Origin of the sequence: Salmonella sp. 32020114201800008SM, from assembly GCF_017572025.1 — a bacterium.
GTDB classification, from domain to species: Bacteria; Pseudomonadota; Gammaproteobacteria; order Enterobacterales; family Enterobacteriaceae; genus Salmonella; species Salmonella enterica.
In genome coordinates this window covers 352,482-369,891 of the sequence record NZ_JAGEQM010000003.1, presented here as the reverse complement: position 1 = coordinate 369,891, position 17,410 = coordinate 352,482, and the positions used below count along the sequence as shown (strand labels likewise).

Below are 17,410 nucleotides of genomic sequence, written 5' to 3'. Positions count from 1 at the left end.
TGCCTGCAACTTGCGCGTGCAGTGTTATGTGTGTTTGTTAACATTTAGTGTGGCTCGTTGTAAATATTTTGCTGCGATATTGTTTATTTTTGCGAAGTGCGCCGCACCGTTCAGAGGCAAAAATCCTACATTGCACCGTTCAGGTGCTACCGATGATCGATTTTGGTGCGACCCGGTTGCACAAGCAGCCAGAACAGGTTTGCCATGTTTAACAAAGCAATAGACGTGCCAGAATGGGGGAAAAAGGAGGATTTTCAGGCCGGATAAATGAAGCGCTATCCGGCCTGGGGAGAGATTATTTCCGTCGTTGTCGCAGACTCATCACTACCGCGCCAAAAGCAAACAGCGCGGTCAGTACCCATAGCGGCCAGTTGCCGGTACGGGCATAGGGAGTTAACCCCGTGGTTGGCGTGACGTGGGTGGTCAGTACCTGGCGTGTGAACTGCGGGATCATCGCCTGGATTTCGCCCTGCGGGCCAATCACCGCCGTAATACCGTTATTGGTACTGCGCAGCAACGGACGCGCCAGCTCCAGCGAACGCATCCGCGCCATCTGGAAATGTTGCCACGGGCCAATGGACTTACCAAACCAGGCGTCGTTAGAAATCGTCAGCAGATAGTCGGTGTCCGGGCGGAAGTTATCCCGCACCTGTTCGCCAAGAATAATTTCATAACAGATTGCCGCCGTCAGCTTATAGTCGTGCGCATGTAACTGCGGCTGGATATAAGGGCCGCGGCTAAAGGAGGACATGGGCAGATCGAAGAACGGCGCCAGCGGACGCAGGATAGACTCCAGCGGAACGAACTCGCCAAAGGGTACAAGGTGATTTTTATTGTAGCGATTGGGCGAGTCATAACTGTATGGATTATCCTTGCCCAACGTAATAATCGTATTGTAGGTGTCGTATCGATTCTGTTTATTGAGACGCGCATCGACAATACCGGTGATCAGCGTGCTATTTTTTTCGCGTAACATCTCGTCCAGCGAACGAAGGAAAGGCTGCTGATTGATTTCGAGATCCGGAATCGCCGACTCAGGCCAGATAATAATCTGTGATTTGCCTAACTCTGGGCGAGTTTCGTTGAGATAAATTTTTAGCGTATTCAGTAGCTGGTTTTCGTCCCACTTCAGCGACTGCGGGATATCGCCCTGCACCAGCGATACCTGGGTCGCTTTGGCCGGTTCCAGCGTAAACCACTGGATATAACGTAGCGGAAAGGGCAAAGCAAACAGAATCACGGCGACAGCCAGCGGACGCCAGTTCCGCGTCGCCAGTGCCAGCGCTAACAGGCCGCTGACCATCATCAGCAGGAAGTTGATCGCTTCGACGCCCATTACCGGCGCCAGGCCTTTTAGCGGGCCGTCGACCTGACTATAGCCAAATTGCAGCCAGGGGAAGCCGGTCAGCACCCAGCCGCGTAAAAATTCGGTGATTTGCCATACTGCAGGCGCGGCGATAGCGACGCGCAGCCAGTTGGTTTTTGGCCACAGGCGCGACAAAATCCCGGCAAACAGTCCGGTATACAGCGAGAGATAAGCTGCAAGCAGCACCACCAGAAAAACGTTAACCGGGCCCGGCATGCCGCCAAATTGCGCGATACTGACATAAACCCAGTTAATCCCGCTACCGAAAAGTCCGAGTCCCCAGCAATAGCCGATGGCGGCAGACTGGAGCGGGCGGCGATTGAACGTTAAGGCCTGCAGCCCGATAAGCGACACTATCGCTGCGGGCCAGACGTCATACGGAGAGAAAGCCAGTGTTCCGCAGGCGCCGAATAATAACGCCAGCAGCAGGCGAATACGCTGGCGTTCAATTAACGAGGCAAATGCCATTTTTAGTCCACTATTGCTGTTATTCGTCCAGTTTTGGCTGGGGCGAGTCATCCGGGATCCTGACATGCACCTGAATAATACGACGACTATCGGCCATCGCCACTTTGAACTGGTAACCATCAATGTCAATGGTTTCGCCGCGGGCCGGTAAATGGCCGAACGCCTGCATCACCAGCCCGCCGATGGTATCGACCTCTTCATCGCTGAAGTGGGTGCCGAAAGCGTCATTGAAGTCTTCAATCGACGCCAGCGCGCGAATCGTCCAGGTATGGCGGCTAAGCTGACGGAAGTCAATATCGTCTTCTTCGTCATACTCATCTTCAATTTCACCGACAATCAGTTCGAGGATGTCTTCGATAGTCACAAGGCCGGAAACGCCGCCAAACTCATCAATCACGATCGCCATATGGTAGCGCTGGGAGCGGAATTCCTTGAGCATACGGTCAACCCGTTTGCTTTCCGGTACGACAACCGCGGTGCGTAACACTTTGTCCATGCTGAAGGCTTCGGCATCGCTGCGCATAAACGGCAGCAAATCTTTGGCCATCAGAATCCCTTCAATGTGATCTTTATCTTCGCTGATCACCGGAAAACGCGAGTGGGCGGACTCGATGATAACATCGAGACATTCGTCCAGCGTCTGGTTGCGTTTCAGGGTAATCATCTGGGAGCGCGGGATCATAATATCGCGAACGCGCTGGTCGGCGATGTCCATTACGCCTTCGAGCATATCGCGCGTATCTTCATCGATAAGCTCGTTCTGCCCGGAATCACGGATCAGCGCCAGCAACTCATCACGGTTTTTAGGTTCACCGTGGAAAAGCTGGCTGAGTAGCAGGGAAAAAAATCCCTTTTTACTGTTTACTGTGTCACTACTGTGTGAATTGTCGTCGCTCATGGCGTCGTATGGGTTCTCATGTTAGTTAATACAAAGCTCGTCATGCGTATACTCAGCTGTGACGGCATGTTTTGCCTGATGACGCTACGCTTATCAGGCCTACAAAAGGCATGAATGTAGGCCGGATAAGGCGCAAGCGCCGCCATCCGGCAAGCTACTATTCTGCAATCTTCTCGGCAATGTACGGATCCTCATAGCCCATAGCAAGCATAATCTCCGTTTCGAGAGACTCCATCTCTTCCGCTTCGTCATCGTCGATATGATCGTAACCCAGCAAATGCAGGCTACCGTGTACGACCATGTGCGCCCAGTGCGCCTCCAGTGGCTTGCTCTGTTCCTGCGCTTCCTGCTCCACGACCTGACGGCAAATAATCAGATCGCCCAGTAGCGGCATTTCAATGCCGGGGGGCGCTTCAAACGGGAAGGAGAGAACATTAGTGGGTTTATCTTTCCCGCGGTACGTCAAATTAAGGTCGTGGCTTTCGGCCTCATCCACCAGACGGATTGTGACTTCCGCCTCTTCCTGAAACTGCGGAATAACGCCGTCCAGCCAGCGTTGAAACTGAGCTTCATCCGGCAGGCCCGCGTGGTTTTCACAGGCCAACTGTAAATCGAGGATCACCTGGCTCATTTCTGTTCCTGCTCCTGGGCTTCACGCTTACGCTCTGCCGCCAACGCAGCTTTGCGTTTTTGTTCGGCCTCTTCCCAGGCTTCATAGGCGTTAACAATGCGGGCAACGACCGGATGGCGCACCACGTCTTCGCTGTGGAAGAAGTTGAAACTGATTTCATCGACTTCCGCCAGCACTTCAATGGCATGACGCAAGCCGGATTTGGTGTTGCGTGGCAGGTCAATCTGCGTCACGTCGCCGGTGATCACCGCTTTCGAGTTAAAGCCGATACGCGTCAGGAACATCTTCATCTGTTCGATAGTGGTGTTCTGGCTTTCATCCAGAATGATAAAGGCGTCGTTTAACGTGCGTCCGCGCATATAGGCCAGCGGTGCGACTTCAATCACATTGCGTTCAATCAGCTTCTCGACTTTTTCAAAGCCGAGCATTTCGAACAGCGCGTCATACAGCGGACGCAGGTACGGGTCCACCTTCTGACTTAAATCGCCTGGCAGAAAGCCGAGTTTTTCGCCCGCTTCCACCGCCGGACGGGTCAGTAGAATACGGCGAATCTCCTGGCGCTCCAGGGCGTCTACCGCAGCGGCGACCGCAAGATAAGTTTTACCGGTACCCGCCGGGCCGACGCCAAAGGTAATATCATGATCGAGAATATTGGCGATGTACTGCGCCTGGTTCGGGGTACGCGGTTTAATCACGCCGCGCTTGGTTTTGATATTGATCGCTTTGCCATAGTCAGGCACGCTTTCCGCGCTCTGTTCCAGCACCCGCGCTTCTTTGATCGCCAGATGAATTTGTTCCGGTTCGATATCCTGAGTCTGGCCGCGCATCGGTGCGGTATCGACATACAGACTTCGCAAAATATCTGTCGCCGCGGTCACGCAAATCGGACGACCGGTCAGTTTAAAGTGATTGTCACGGCGGTTGATTTCAATACCGAGACGACGTTCGAGCTGTTTAATATTGTCATCAAACGGCCCGCAAAGGCTCAACAGACGGGCGTTGTCTGCAGGCTCAAGGGTAATTTCGCGAGTGTCTATATTCAAACTGTTCCTCTTGTGTCTGTATCGCCGGACGCTGAACATTTACCGGCATCTAAGGAAATTATTCACGCCATAGGGAAAAGGCGCAAGCATTGCAATGAAGATGGGGATGAAGAGAGAAAATTGCAAGGCCCGTCGGGCGACAGGCCATGACCAGGAAGCCCGACAGGCGTAGCGCCATCGGGCATTATTGCCTTTTCAGCAGGGTTAAGGCTGGTAGAATCCTACGCCTAGCTCATTTTCTTTACGGGTACGGGCAATGACGGACTCCGGCGTTTCGGCGACGCGCAGCCCCATTTCATCTTCGGTACGCACCACTTTTCCGCGCAGGGAGTTCGGATAGACGTCAGTAATTTCCACATCGACAAACTTACCAATCATCTCCGGCGTGCCTTCAAAGTTCACCACCCGATTGTTTTCGGTACGGCCAGACAGTTCCATAATGTTTTTACGTGACGTGCCTTCCACCAGAATGCGCTGTGTCGTGCCGAGCATACGGCGGCTCCATGCCATCGCCTGCTGATTGATACGCTCTTGCAGAATATACAGACGCTGCTTCTTCTCTTCTTCCGGTACGTCATCAACCATATCGGCAGCCGGCGTTCCCGGACGCGCAGAGAAGATAAAGCTGTAGCTCATATCAAAGTTGACGTCAGCGATAAGCTTCATGGTTTTTTCGAAATCATCGGTAGTTTCGCCAGGGAATCCGACGATAAAGTCAGAGCTTATCTGAATGTCCGGCCGCGCCGCGCGCAGTTTACGGATGATTGCTTTATATTCCAGCGCAGTGTGGGTGCGCCCCATCAGATTCAACACGCGATCGGAACCGCTCTGTACCGGCAGATGCAGGAAACTGACCAGTTCCGGCGTATCGCGGTACACCTCGATAATATCGTCGGTGAACTCAATCGGATGGCTGGTGGTAAAGCGAATACGGTCAATGCCGTCGATGGCGGCAACCAGACGCAGCAGATCGGCAAAGGTACCGGTGGTGCCGTCGTAGTTTTCTCCGCGCCAGGCGTTAACGTTCTGGCCCAGCAGGTTGACCTCACGCACGCCCTGCGCCGCTAACTGGGCGATTTCGAACAGGATATCGTCTGAGGGACGGCTGACTTCTTCACCGCGGGTATACGGTACCACGCAGTAAGTACAATATTTATTGCAGCCTTCCATGATAGAAACGAAAGCGGTCGGGCCTTCGGCGCGCGGTTCCGGCAAACGGTCGAACTTCTCGATTTCCGGGAAGCTGATATCGACCACCGGGCTGCGGTCGCCACGCACGGAGTTAATCATCTCCGGCAGGCGGTGTAAGGTTTGCGGGCCAAAAATAATGTCGACGTAATGGGCGCGTTGACGAATGTGCTCGCCTTCCTGGGAAGCCACGCAGCCGCCGACGCCGATAATCAGATCGGGATTTTTCTCTTTTAACAGTCTCCAGCGACCTAATTGATGGAAGACTTTTTCCTGAGCCTTCTCGCGGATTGAGCAGGTATTCAACAGCAGCACATCCGCCTCTTCCGCCACGTCGGTCAGTTGATAGCCGTGGGTGGCGTCCAGCAGATCGGCCATCTTCGATGAATCGTACTCGTTCATCTGACAGCCCCAGGTTTTAATATGGAGTTTTTTAGTCATCGACTTGCTCTTGCGAAATAGTGGCTGAAAAGCAGGGCGCATAGTGTAATGCTTTGGCGCGGTTGTGACCAGTATGACTGACGTCAGTCCTAATGGGTAAAAAATCCTGTAAACTTGTCTAAAACGTAACAGGATGAATGACCATGACAAATCAACCAACGGAAATTGCCATTGTCGGCGGGGGAATGGTCGGCGGCGCGCTGGCGCTGGGTCTGGCGCAGCAAGGGTTTACGGTGATGGTAATAGAACATGCCGCGCCTGCGCCGTTTGTGGCTGACAGCCAGCCTGACGTGCGGATTTCGGCCATTAGCGCGGCATCCGTGGCGCTGCTCAAGGGGCTGGGCGTTTGGGAGGCGGTGCAGGGGATGCGTAGCCATCCTTATCGGCGACTGGAGACCTGGGAGTGGGAAAACGCCCATGTGGTGTTCGACGCCGCTGAACTCAAGCTGCCGCTGTTAGGCTATATGGTAGAGAACAACGTCCTGCAACAGGCGCTGTGGCAGGCGCTGGAAGCGCACCCCGGCGTGACGCTGCGCGTTCCGGCTTCACTGGCGGCATTGCACCGCCGCCACGATGGTTATGCGCTGGAACTGGCCGACGGCGAATGGGTAACGCCGAAGTTAGTGATTGGCGCCGACGGCGCGAATTCGCAGGTTCGGCAAATGGCGGGAATTGGCATTCATGCCTGGCAATATGCGCAGTCGTGTATGCTTATCACCGTCAAGTGTGAAAATTCGCCAGGCGACAGCACCTGGCAGCAGTTTACGCCAACGGGGCCGCGCGCTTTTTTGCCGCTGTTCGACGATTGGGCGTCGCTGGTGTGGTATGACGCTCCGGCACGTATTCGCCAGCTGCAGGGTTTATCGATGACGCAATTGCAGGTGGAAATTAACCAGCACTTTCCGGCGCGTCTGGGGGCGGTGATGCCTGTCGCGGCGGGCGCGTTTCCGCTAACCCGTCGTCACGCGTTGCAGTATGTACAACCGGGGCTGGCGCTGGTAGGCGACGCGGCGCATACCATTCATCCGCTGGCCGGGCAGGGCGTCAACCTGGGGTATCGGGATGTTGATGCGTTGATTGATGTGCTGGCGAGTGCCCGTAGCTATGGCGAGTCCTGGGCCAGCCATTCGGTGTTGAAACGCTATCAGACGCGGCGCATGGCAGATAATTTTATGATGCAAAGTGGAATGGATCTGTTCTATGCCGGGTTCAGCAATGAACTGCCGCCGCTGCGTATTTTACGCAATATGGGGCTGATGGCGGCGCAGCGCGCAGGCGTGCTAAAACGTCAGGCGCTGAAGTATGCGTTGGGGTTGTAACCCGCTGAATGCCTTACCCGGTTTGTAAAAACGCTCAATTGCAGGTCGGGTAAGCGTATTGACATCTTACTTTACTGCAAATAAAGCACATAAACCTAATTTCCCTTTAAAATCAATTTCATACCAAGGTGATGCCATTTCAATTGTGCATACGTTGTATTGGCAACGTACTACTTTATGTAGCATCAGTAATGTGGAACTCATTGATTTTACAAGAATCGCCAGGGTGATTAATGCGGCGATAATCCGATACCACGTCAGTGTTGCATGTTGGACATCAAACCACAGAATATAAAAAGTGATGATGTGAAGAATGACTTTGCTGGACAGGGCGCGAATATAGAATCCACGCAGCGCCGTTTTCGAGGAAAACGCGACATTAATCAGCGCGCTTTGTTTTTCTTGCACAGGGATCCCTGGCAGATACACTATCCATTCCGCACTATTCTGGCGCAACATGACGGCCTTTTTCTGGTGCAGTATATGTAGCCTCATTGACACTGCCACGGGGTAAACCAGACCCAAAATAATCAACCAGGCGGCGCTGGCCGTGATATCAATGAAGGTGAAAGCGCAGAGCAAGACGACCATAAAAAATGTTAATGGCCGCAAAAAGAGATACCAACAAAACTGGTAATTCATTGTGAGGTTACCGAACGCTCCCTGTAAGGCTTTATGATAGCGTTTTACTGATAGCAGGGCATTAAGGGGAAAACCTCTTTCGGAATTTATAAACGCAGAAAAGCAAAAAGCTCGCCGAAGCGAGCTTTTTAAAGGTGGCTGGGGTACGAGGATTCGAACCTCGGAATGCCGGAATCAGAATCCGGTGCCTTACCGCTTGGCGATACCCCAATTGTCGTACTTCTTGCGCTCATTAGCAGAGCGTCTTTAAAACTGGCTGGGGTACGAGGATTCGAACCTCGGAATGCCGGAATCAGAATCCGGTGCCTTACCGCTTGGCGATACCCCAACAAATTATTTTCGAACCGGTCGAATACCTCGACGTGTTCTGAATATGGTGGCTACGACGGGATTCGAACCTGTGACCCCATCATTATGAGTGATGTGCTCTAACCAACTGAGCTACGTAGCCAGATGATTTCTTCGATGGCTGGGGTACCTGGATTCGAACCAGGGAATGCCGGTATCAAAAACCGGTGCCTTACCGCTTGGCGATACCCCAATACCGTCGCGGTGAACCGCAAACTCGAAGAAATATGGCTGGGGTACCTGGATTCGAACCAGGGAATGCCGGTATCAAAAACCGGTGCCTTACCGCTTGGCGATACCCCATCCGTACAACGCTTATCGGTGAATGGTGCGGGAGGCGAGACTTGAACTCGCACACCTTGCGGCGCCAGAACCTAAATCTGGTGCGTCTACCAATTTCGCCACTCCCGCAAAAAAGATGGTGGCTACGACGGGATTCGAACCTGTGACCCCATCATTATGAGTGATGTGCTCTAACCAACTGAGCTACGTAGCCATCTTTTTTCGCGTTACCTTATCGGCGTTGCGGGGCGCATTATGCGTATTGAGCCTTGAAGCGTCAACCTCTTTTTCATCGAAAAACGTCGGAAAGTGTCTGTTTGGTTAGGTTGCGAACAGCGTGGCGCAATATTCGGCAATTATTGGTTATTAATCGTTTTTCCGAAAGTGGTTTGCTATAAAAAAAGAGCCCCTAAGGGCTCTTTCGTCATCGTTAATTTACTGGTACGCCGACTGATGCACGCCGACCGCGCGGCCTGACGGGTCATCCATCGTTTTGAATGCTTCATCCCACTCAATGGCTTTGGCGGAAGAACAGGCCACGGACGGGCCGCCGGGTACGCATTCCGCCGCGCTCGGCACCGGGAACAATTCTTCAAAAATTTCCCGGTACAAGTACGCCTCTTTAGACGACGGCGTGTTGTATGGAAAGCGGAAGCGGGCGGTTTCCAGTTGTTGATCGGAAATCTGTTTCGCCGCCACTTCTTTCAGCGTATCGATCCAGCTGTAGCCTACGCCGTCAGAGAACTGCTCTTTCTGACGCCACGCGACGCTTGCTGGCAGATAAGACTCGAAGCACTCGCGCAGCACGTGTTTTTCCATCTTGCCGTTGCCGCACATTTTATCCTGTGGGTTGATACGCATCGCCACGTCGAGGAATTTTTTATCCAGGAACGGTACGCGCGCTTCCACGCCCCAGGCGGACATCGCTTTGTTGGCGCGGGCGCAGTCATACATATGCAGCGCCTGTAGCTTACGGACCGTCTCTTCATGTAACTCTTTGGCGTTCGGCGCTTTATGGAAGTACAGGTAGCCGCCAAACACCTCATCGGAACCTTCGCCGGAGAGCACCATTTTGATGCCCATCGCTTTGATCTTACGCGACATCAGATACATCGGCGTTGAGGCGCGGATAGTGGTCACGTCATAGGTTTCAATGTGATAGATAACATCACGAATGGCATCAAGGCCTTCCTGCACGGTGAAGTGAATTTCATGGTGCACGGTGCCGAGGTGGTTAGCCACTTCCTGGGCCGCCTTCAGGTCAGGCGAACCTTCCAGACCGACCGCAAAAGAGTGCAACTGTGGCCACCAGGCTTCGGAGCGCTCCTGATCTTCGACGCGACGGGCGGCGAATTTTTTGGTGATTGCCGAAATAACCGACGAGTCCAGACCGCCGGAGAGCAGCACGCCATAGGGCACGTCGGACATCAGGTGGCTTTTCACGGATTCTTCCAGCGCCTGGCGCAGCGCGTTTTTGTCGGTGACGTTGTCTTTTACCGCATCGTAATCGAACCAGTCGCGCTGATAGTACTGACGAATTTCGCCGTCTTTGCTCCACAGGTAGCTGCCCGCCGGGAACTCTTTAATGGTGCGGCAGACCGGGGTCAGCGCTTTCATTTCTGACGCTACGTAGAAGTTGCCGAATTCGTCATAGCCCATGTAGAGCGGAATAATACCGATATGGTCACGACCAATCAGATAAGCGTCTTTTTCGCTGTCATACAGGGCGAAGGCGAACATCCCCTGTAAATCGTCAAGGAAATCCGGCCCTTTTTCCTGATATAGCGCGAGAATAACTTCGCAGTCGGAGCCTGTCTGGAACGCGTAACGATCGCCATACTCCGCGCGTAACGTTTGATGGTTATAAATTTCACCGTTCACCGCCAGCACGTGGGTTTTTCTGGCGTTATACAGGGGCTGGGCGCCGGCGTTAACATCAACAATCGACAAACGTTCATGTGCGAGAATCGCGTTATCGCAAGCGTAGATGCCGGACCAGTCCGGGCCGCGATGGCGCATCAGGCGTGACAGTTCAAGGGCTTTTTTACGCAGTTCCGCTGCATCTGTTTTGATATCGAATACGCCGAAAATAGAACACATAGCCTTCTCCGTTAATCTGTTGCGTCGTACTTTTTGTGTTTGCTTGACTAAAAAATGCCGCAAAGGCGTGGAAGGCGCAAGGGGATTACGGTCTGAAAAATGAAAAATGCAATCGTCATTGTTGATTAGTGAAAAATGATTACGTATTGCGCGGATTTATTGATGGATCTTCAGTTTTATCGTGGTTTAATTGAATTATGTTTTTCCTGATGACGTTTCGCTTATCAGGCCTACAATGTTGTTCGAACCGTAGGCCTGAAAGCGGCGCGTCATCGGGCAGGGGGCAGGTTTAGATAACGTCTATCTCGGCGACGGAAGGGTAAATCCAGCTTGGGCGGAACGGCATACTGTCAATATCATTGATTGTTGATACGCCTGAAAGCACCAGAATGGTCTCCAGACCGGCCTGGAACCCCGCCAGAATGTCGGTGCGCAGGTTGTCGCCGACGATAACGGTCTCTTCCGAGTGCGCCTGCATTTTGTTTAACGCCGCGCGGATGATCCACGGGCTGGGTTTGCCGACATAAAACGGCTTCCGGCCGGAAATTTTTTCAATGCCTGCGCACAGCGCGCCGCAGGCCGGATAAAAGCCGCGACCGTGGGTATCCGGGTTGGTGGCGATAAAGCGCGCGCCATTGGCGACGAAAAATGCTGCTTTATGCATCATGTCCCAGTTGTAGGAGCGGGTCTCTCCAACGATGACAAAATCAGGGTTCACATCGGTAATGGTAAAACCCGCTTTATAGAGCTCGTGAATGAGCGCGCCTTCGCCCACGACATACGCTTTCTTACCTTCCTGACGGCGCAGAAAATCGGCTGTCGCCATTGCTGACGTATAAAACACGCTGTCCGGCACGTTAACGCCAGCGGTAGCAAAACGGTTCGCCAGATCCTGGCCGGTTTGCGACGGGTAATTGGTCAGCAGCACCAGCGGCAGACCTTTTTCCAGAATCCCCGTCAGAAATTCCGCCGCACCGGGTACGGCTACGTTGTCGTGCATCAGCACGCCGTCGATATCGCAGATTACATTCTTGATGGTCATGAACTACCCAGGGAATTTGTGAATAATCCGATACTATAAGAGCGCATCAACTTTCCAGCAAACGTTGCAGCAATGTTCCGTTGAGCATGGCGCGTTTAACTAAGGCAAATGCGCCGATAGCAGAACGGTGATCCAGCGTGGAGCGTACCACCGGCAAATTTTTGCGAAAGGCCTTTAACGCCTGCGTATTGATACAGCTTTCGATAGCGGGCAACAGGACTTTATCGGCTTCAATGATCTCGCCGGCAATGACGATTTTTTGCGGATTAAACAGGTTGATAGCAATGGCGATCGTTTTGCCCAAATGGCGACCAACATGCTCAATGACTTCCGAGGCCAGGCTGTCGCCCCGGTTTGCCGCCTTACAGATGGTTTTAATCGTGCAGTCGTCAAGCGGAACACGGCTTTGATACCCTTGTTTAAGCAAATTCAGCACCCGTTGTTCAATCGCCGCATTGGCGGCAATGGTTTCCAGACAGCCGAAATTACCGCAGTGGCAGCGCTCGCCCAACGGCTCCACCTGAATATGCCCAATTTCGCCGACGTTGCCGTTACGGCCAATGAAGATGCGTCCGTTGGAGATAATCCCGGCGCCTGTACCACGATGAACGCGCACCAGAATCGAGTCCTCGCAATCCTGACTGGCGCCGAAGTAGTGTTCCGCCAGCGCCAGGCTACGGATATCGTGTCCCACGAAACAGGTAACGTGAAACCGTTTTTCCAGCGCTTCGACCAGTCCCCAGTTTTCAACCTGAATGTGCGGCATGTAACGAATCACGCCGCTTTCCGGATCGACAAGCCCTGGCAGGATCACCGAGATAGCGATCAATTCACGAATTTTACGCTGACAGCTATCAATAAAGACGGCGATGGTGTTGAGCAGCGCATGTTCCAGCGTCTCCTGGGTGCGCTCCGGTAGCGGATAATGCTCCTCAGCGACCACTTTACTGCTCAGATCGTAGAGCGTTAAAGTGGTGTCATGACGGCCCAGGCGAACGCCAATGGCGTGGAAGTTACGGGTTTCCGTGACGATAGAGATAGCGCGGCGGCCTCCGGTAGAGGCCTGCTGATCGACTTCTTTGATCAGCCCGCGTTCAATGAGTTGACGCGTAATTTTCGTTACGCTGGCGGGAGCAAGCTGGCTTTGCTCGGCAATTTGTATGCGCGAGATAGGACCATGCTGGTCAATCAGGCGGTAAACGGCCGCGCTGTTAAGCTGTTTTACGAGATCAACGTTACCTATCTGAGCTTGTCCGCCTGGTGTCATATTCTCACTTACTCAAGTCAACGACCTCGTCACCATTAACGATGGTCTTGATAATTTTAAAATCGTGGGTGAACGCGGTCAGGTTGGCGACTTTACCCGGCGCAATGCTACCGAGATGTTTATCAACGCCGATAGCGCGTGCCGGATAGAGCGTTGCCATGCGCAGCACTTCATCCAGCGCGATGCCGCAATGCGCGACCAGGTTGCGTACGCCTTCAATCATGGTTAAGGACGAACCGCTCAACGTACCGTTTTCATCCACACACAGTCCATTGCGGTAGTATATTGTTTTACCTGCGAAAATGAACTGCTCAATATTGGCCCCCGCCGGTGCGGTGGCGTCTGTCACCAGACAAAGTTTGTCGCCTTTCAGGCGTTTGGCATTGCGAATGTTGGCGTAGTCGACATGCAGACCATCGGCGATAACGCCGCAATAAATATCCGCTTCGTCCAGAACAGCGCCAGCAAGGCCCGGCTCACGCCCTGTAATGTACGGCATCGCATTAAACAGGTGAGTCGCAAAGGTAATCCCGGCGCGGAAGCCCGCTTTTGCCTCTTTTAACGTCGCGTTGGAGTGACCTGCGGAAACCACAATGCCCGCATTCGCCAGTTTAGCGATTACGTCGGCAGGCACCATTTCCGGCGCGAGTGTAACTTTGGTGATGACGTCGGCATTATCGCACAAGAAATCGACCAGCGCAGCGTCTGGTTTACGCACGAAATCAGGATTATGGGTGCCTTTTTTTACCAAATTAAGCCAGGGGCCTTCCAGGTGGAGACCCAGCGCCTGGTGTGGATGTTTTTCCAGGTATTCGCGCATGACGCGAATGCCCTGTTTCATCAATTCGTCGCTGGTAGTGATAAGCGTTGGCAGAAAGTTAGTACAGCCCGATTTTTCATTGGCTTTCTGCATAATTTCCAGCGTTTCAACGCTGACGGCTTCTGCGGTATCGTTAAACTGCACGCCGCCGCAGCCGTTTAGCTGCACATCAATAAAACCGGGGGAGAGAATGGCCCCATTCAATGAGCGTTGTTCTATTCCCGGCGGCAGTTCGGCCATCGGACAAACGCGGTCAATCAGGCCATTAGCGACAACAAGCGCATGGTCATCAAGAATTTCGTGACCGGTAAAGATCCGGCCCTGGGTTAAAGCATACATTCTGACCCCCGATATCAAAAATTTACCGCCCCACATTGACTGGCGGGGCGGAGACAACATTACAGACCTTTAATATTTTCTGCTTCTAATTCATTGAAATATTTCAATGTTTTAACTTTAAGTTCCATTGTGGAAGGCTCATCGCATACCACAACCGCTTTCGGATGGAGTTGCAGGCAGCTAATGGTCCACATGTGGTTGACGTTGCCTTCAACCGCCGCCTGCAGCGCCTGGGCTTTCTGATGGCCCAGCACCAGAATCATCACTTCTTCCGCATCCAGCAGCGTGCCTACGCCTACCGTCAGCGCGTATTTCGGCACCTGGTTTACGTCACCGTCAAAGAAGCGGGAGTTCGCTACGCGAGTATCATGGGTTAACGTTTTGATACGGGTACGGGAAGCCAGGGAAGACGCCGGTTCGTTAAAGGCGATGTGACCGTCGTTGCCGACGCCGCCCATAAACAGATGGATTTTACCGTAAGAACGAATTTTTTCTTCATATTGACGGCATTCCGCATCGATATCCGGTGCGTTACCGTTGAGAAGATTGATGTTTTCTGCTGGAATATCAACGTGATCGAAAAAGTTACGATGCATAAAGCTGTGGTAGCTTTCCGGGTGCTCTTTCGGCAGGCCAACATATTCGTCCATATTAAAGGTGACCACATGCTTAAAGCTGACCTCGCCCGCTTTGTGCATCTCAACCAGCGCTTTGTACGCCGTTAGCGGCGTGCCGCCGGTAGGCAGCCCAAGGACAAACGGACGATCGGCGGTCGGTTTGAACGCATTAATACGGTTAACGATATGGCGAGCGGCCCATTTGCCAACCTGTTCTGCGGTACTCAGGGGGATCAGTCTCATTCTTCACCTCAATAATCAATGTCAAAATTTGGCGGATCGTATTAAGCGTAACCTGGATATCCAGGGTTCGTGTTCAATCCGTCCTGATTTTTTGAATCATAAAATAAGTTTTCCGTGTTAGCCAGTGGATGGTGGGGGTAATTACGATATTTAGTGATTATAATCACAAAAAACACCCGTTTAATTTGCGAGGCGAATTAATTTTCCACACACTCTGCAGAAGATGATCTCACCGTTCGATTACAGAACATCACGTTTTTAACGTTTGCAGCACAATAAAAAACGGCTTCAAAGAAGCCATATCGGCGTCTCGTAGGGGGAATAAGATGAATATTTTAGGTTTTTTCCAGCGGCTGGGTAGGGCGTTGCAGCTCCCTATCGCCGTGTTGCCGGTGGCAGCGTTGTTGCTGCGATTCGGCCAACCAGATTTGCTGAATATGCCGTTTATCGCGCAAGCGGGCGGGTCTATTTTCGATAACCTGGCGTTGGTTTTCGCTATCGGCGTGGCCTCCAGTTGGTCTAAAGATAGCGCAGGCGCGGCAGCGCTGGCGGGAGCCGTGGGTTACTTCGTCATGACCAAAGCGATGGTGACGATTAACCCGGAAATCAACATGGGCGTGCTGGCGGGGATTATTACCGGTCTGGTCGGCGGCGCGGTTTATAATCGCTGGTCTGGTATCAAACTGCCTGATTTTCTCAGTTTCTTCGGTGGAAAACGTTTTGTGCCGATCGCAACGGGCTTTTTCTGTCTGGTGCTGGCCGCTATTTTCGGTTACGTCTGGCCGCCGGTACAGCATGGCATCCATGCGGGCGGTGAATGGATCGTTTCCGCAGGCGCGCTGGGTTCCGGTATCTTTGGCTTCATCAACCGTCTGCTGATCCCCACCGGTCTGCATCAGGTACTGAACACCATCGCCTGGTTCCAGATTGGCGAATTCACCAATGCCGCAGGCACTGTATTCCACGGCGACATCAACCGCTTCTATGCTGGCGACGGCACGGCGGGGATGTTTATGTCCGGCTTCTTCCCGATCATGATGTTTGGCCTGCCGGGCGCCGCTCTGGCGATGTATTTCGCCGCGCCGAAAGAACGTCGTCCGATGGTGGGCGGTATGCTGCTGTCTGTTGCGATCACCGCGTTTCTGACCGGCGTAACCGAGCCGCTGGAATTCCTGTTTATGTTCCTGGCGCCGCTGCTGTACCTCCTGCACGCCATTTTGACCGGTATCAGCCTGTTCGTCGCGACGTTGCTGGGTATCCATGCGGGCTTCTCTTTCTCGGCAGGCGCGATCGACTATGTTCTGATGTATAACCTGCCAGCGGCCAGCAATAACGTCTGGATGTTGCTGGTGATGGGCGTTGTATTCTTTATCATCTACTTCCTGCTGTTCAGCGCGGTTATTCGTATGTTTAACCTGAAAACGCCGGGCCGCGAAGATAAAGTTGATGAGATGGTAACGGAAGAAGCCAACAGCAACACCGAAGAAGGGTTAACGCAACTGGCGACCAGCTATATTGCTGCGGTTGGCGGTACGGACAACCTGAAAGCGATCGATGCGTGTATTACCCGTCTGCGCCTGACCGTGAACGACTCTGCTCGCGTCAACGATGCGGCCTGCAAACGCCTCGGCGCTTCCGGCGTGGTGAAACTGAACAAACAGACCATTCAGGTTATTGTCGGCGCGAAAGCGGAATCGATTGGCGATGAAATGAAGAAAGTGGTGGCGCGGGGGCCGGTCGCGGCAGCGTCTGCTGATGCGGCTCACGTTGCGACACCTGCTCCGGCGGCCAAACCCCAGGCGGTGCCGAATGCGGTGACTATCGCTGAACTGGTCTCTCCGATTACCGGTGAGGTAGTGGCGCTGGATCAGGTACCGGATGAAGCGTTTGCCAGCAAAGCGGTCGGCGACGGCGTGGCGGTGAAACCCACCGATAAAACCGTGGTTTCTCCGGCGGCGGGTACTATCGTGAAAATCTTCAACACTAACCACGCGTTCTGTCTGGAAACCGAAAAAGGCGCGGAGATCGTTGTCCATATGGGTATCGATACCGTCGCGCTGAACGGTCAGGGCTTTAAGCGTCTGGTAGAAGAGGGTGCGGAAGTCACGGCGGGTCAGCCGGTGCTGGAACTGGATCTGGACTTCCTGAATGCCAATGCGCGTTCCATGATAAGCCCGGTTGTTTGCAGCAACAGCGATGACTTCAGCGCTCTGGTCATCAAAGCGGATGGTCACGTGGTAGCGGGTAAAACGCCACTGTACGAGATCAAGAGCAAATAATCGCTTCCTGGCCGGATAAGGCGTAAGACGCCATCCGGCGATATCACAGGAAACATAAGCGGCAGAGGGAAACCTTC

Annotated in this window: 13 protein-coding genes and 7 tRNA genes; 2 read left to right on the top strand and 18 right to left on the bottom strand. The window is 53.2% G+C overall.

Translation table 11 applies throughout. From position 1 onward, the window contains the following. Positions 1 to 295 precede the first annotated feature (295 nt). The 5 genes from lnt to miaB all read right to left on the bottom strand — a co-directional run bounded on the left by lnt (position 296) and on the right by miaB (position 6,035). Positions 296 to 1,834 (bottom strand): apolipoprotein N-acyltransferase, encoded by a 1,539-nt coding sequence (gene lnt, locus J4613_RS11120; RefSeq protein ID WP_023239021.1) that lies wholly within the window; start codon positions 1,832 to 1,834, stop codon positions 296 to 298. Positions 1,835 to 1,853: 19 nt separating this feature from the next. Continuing rightward, on the bottom strand, positions 1,854 to 2,732 hold the full coding sequence (gene corC / locus J4613_RS11115) for a CNNM family magnesium/cobalt transport protein CorC (RefSeq protein WP_001278615.1): 879 nt from the start codon (positions 2,730 to 2,732) through the stop codon (positions 1,854 to 1,856). A 157-nt stretch (positions 2,733 to 2,889) separates the two neighbouring features. After that, positions 2,890 to 3,363 (bottom strand): rRNA maturation RNase YbeY, encoded by a 474-nt coding sequence (gene ybeY, locus J4613_RS11110; protein ID WP_000084477.1) that lies wholly within the window; start codon positions 3,361 to 3,363, stop codon positions 2,890 to 2,892. After that, positions 3,360 to 4,406, bottom strand: coding sequence for a PhoH family protein (locus tag J4613_RS11105; protein WP_001018045.1), 1,047 nt, complete (start codon positions 4,404 to 4,406; stop codon positions 3,360 to 3,362). The genes ybeY and J4613_RS11105 overlap by 4 nt, the downstream gene beginning before the upstream one ends. A 204-nt stretch (positions 4,407 to 4,610) precedes the next feature. Next, the gene (gene miaB / locus J4613_RS11100; protein WP_001519200.1) at positions 4,611 to 6,035 is read right to left on the bottom strand and encodes a tRNA (N6-isopentenyl adenosine(37)-C2)-methylthiotransferase MiaB; all 1,425 of its coding nucleotides are present in this window, start codon (positions 6,033 to 6,035) and stop codon (positions 4,611 to 4,613) included. Between the two features lie 143 nt (positions 6,036 to 6,178). Here miaB and ubiF point away from each other — a divergent pair, with 143 nt between their 5' ends. Next, entirely contained in the window at positions 6,179 to 7,354 is a 1,176-nt protein-coding gene (gene ubiF, locus J4613_RS11095; RefSeq protein ID WP_079971568.1) for a 3-demethoxyubiquinol 3-hydroxylase, read from the top strand. A 66-nt stretch (positions 7,355 to 7,420) separates the two neighbouring features. On the opposite strand, the gene J4613_RS11090 is transcribed toward ubiF, so the two are convergent. The 13 genes from J4613_RS11090 to nagB form a co-directional block, all read right to left on the bottom strand. After that, positions 7,421 to 7,996, bottom strand: a complete 576-nt coding sequence (locus J4613_RS11090) for a membrane protein (RefSeq protein ID WP_001109079.1) — start codon at positions 7,994 to 7,996, stop codon at positions 7,421 to 7,423. A 135-nt stretch (positions 7,997 to 8,131) separates the two neighbouring features. Beyond that, positions 8,132 to 8,206: transfer RNA gene (locus J4613_RS11085), tRNA-Gln, on the bottom strand. 43 nt (positions 8,207 to 8,249) lie between these two features. Continuing rightward, positions 8,250 to 8,324 (bottom strand) — tRNA-Gln (locus J4613_RS11080). 46 nt (positions 8,325 to 8,370) lie between these two features. Next, positions 8,371 to 8,447: transfer RNA gene (locus J4613_RS11075), tRNA-Met, on the bottom strand. A gap of 15 nt (positions 8,448 to 8,462) precedes the next feature. Next, positions 8,463 to 8,537 (bottom strand) — tRNA-Gln (locus J4613_RS11070). Positions 8,538 to 8,572: 35 nt separating this feature from the next. Next, positions 8,573 to 8,647, bottom strand: a tRNA-Gln gene (locus J4613_RS11065). 23 nt (positions 8,648 to 8,670) lie between these two features. Further along, a tRNA-Leu gene (locus J4613_RS11060) sits at positions 8,671 to 8,755 on the bottom strand. An 8-nt stretch (positions 8,756 to 8,763) separates the two neighbouring features. Beyond that, positions 8,764 to 8,840 (bottom strand) — tRNA-Met (locus tag J4613_RS11055). Between the two features lie 221 nt (positions 8,841 to 9,061). Then, positions 9,062 to 10,726: an asparagine synthase B gene (asnB, locus tag J4613_RS11050; RefSeq protein ID WP_000337034.1), complete on the bottom strand. Its 1,665-nt coding sequence runs from the start codon at positions 10,724 to 10,726 to the stop codon at positions 9,062 to 9,064. A gap of 289 nt (positions 10,727 to 11,015) precedes the next feature. Then, positions 11,016 to 11,768: a ribonucleotide monophosphatase NagD gene (gene nagD / locus J4613_RS11045; RefSeq protein ID WP_000153143.1), complete on the bottom strand. Its 753-nt coding sequence runs from the start codon at positions 11,766 to 11,768 to the stop codon at positions 11,016 to 11,018. Between the two features lie 46 nt (positions 11,769 to 11,814). Then, a complete protein-coding gene (gene nagC, locus J4613_RS11040; protein ID WP_000187578.1) occupies positions 11,815 to 13,035 on the bottom strand; it encodes a DNA-binding transcriptional regulator NagC in 1,221 nt (406 codons plus the stop codon). A 4-nt stretch (positions 13,036 to 13,039) separates the two neighbouring features. Then, the gene (gene nagA / locus J4613_RS11035) at positions 13,040 to 14,194 is read right to left on the bottom strand and encodes an N-acetylglucosamine-6-phosphate deacetylase (protein ID WP_000271186.1); all 1,155 of its coding nucleotides are present in this window, start codon (positions 14,192 to 14,194) and stop codon (positions 13,040 to 13,042) included. 59 nt (positions 14,195 to 14,253) lie between these two features. Beyond that, complete coding sequence (gene nagB, locus J4613_RS11030; protein WP_001237059.1) at positions 14,254 to 15,054, bottom strand: glucosamine-6-phosphate deaminase; 801 nt, start codon at positions 15,052 to 15,054, stop codon at positions 14,254 to 14,256. A gap of 326 nt (positions 15,055 to 15,380) precedes the next feature. On the opposite strand from nagB, the gene nagE reads away from it, so the two are divergent. Beyond that, positions 15,381 to 17,333 carry a PTS N-acetyl glucosamine transporter subunit IIABC gene (gene nagE / locus J4613_RS11025; protein ID WP_001023068.1) on the top strand — a complete coding sequence of 651 codons (1,953 nt, stop codon included), beginning with the start codon at positions 15,381 to 15,383 and terminating at the stop codon, positions 17,331 to 17,333. Positions 17,334 to 17,410: the final 77 nt, after the last annotated feature.

Coding starts and splice junctions, on each gene's coding strand:
- nagA (WP_000271186.1), bottom strand. CDS start 14,194: ATGTATGCTTTAACCCAGGGCCGGATCTTTACCGGTCACGAAATTCTT.
- nagC (WP_000187578.1), bottom strand. CDS start 13,035: ATGACACCAGGCGGACAAGCTCAGATAGGTAACGTTGATCTCGTAAAA.
- nagD (WP_000153143.1), bottom strand. CDS start 11,768: ATGACCATCAAGAATGTAATCTGCGATATCGACGGCGTGCTGATGCAC.
- lnt (WP_023239021.1), bottom strand. CDS start 1,834: ATGGCATTTGCCTCGTTAATTGAACGCCAGCGTATTCGCCTGCTGCTG.
- nagE (WP_001023068.1), top strand. CDS start 15,381: ATGAATATTTTAGGTTTTTTCCAGCGGCTGGGTAGGGCGTTGCAGCTC.
- corC (WP_001278615.1), bottom strand. CDS start 2,732: ATGAGCGACGACAATTCACACAGTAGTGACACAGTAAACAGTAAAAAG.
- J4613_RS11090 (WP_001109079.1), bottom strand. CDS start 7,996: ATGAATTACCAGTTTTGTTGGTATCTCTTTTTGCGGCCATTAACATTT.
- miaB (WP_001519200.1), bottom strand. CDS start 6,035: ATGACTAAAAAACTCCATATTAAAACCTGGGGCTGTCAGATGAACGAG.
- nagB (WP_001237059.1), bottom strand. CDS start 15,054: ATGAGACTGATCCCCCTGAGTACCGCAGAACAGGTTGGCAAATGGGCC.
- asnB (WP_000337034.1), bottom strand. CDS start 10,726: ATGTGTTCTATTTTCGGCGTATTCGATATCAAAACAGATGCAGCGGAA.
- ubiF (WP_079971568.1), top strand. CDS start 6,179: ATGACAAATCAACCAACGGAAATTGCCATTGTCGGCGGGGGAATGGTC.
- ybeY (WP_000084477.1), bottom strand. CDS start 3,363: ATGAGCCAGGTGATCCTCGATTTACAGTTGGCCTGTGAAAACCACGCG.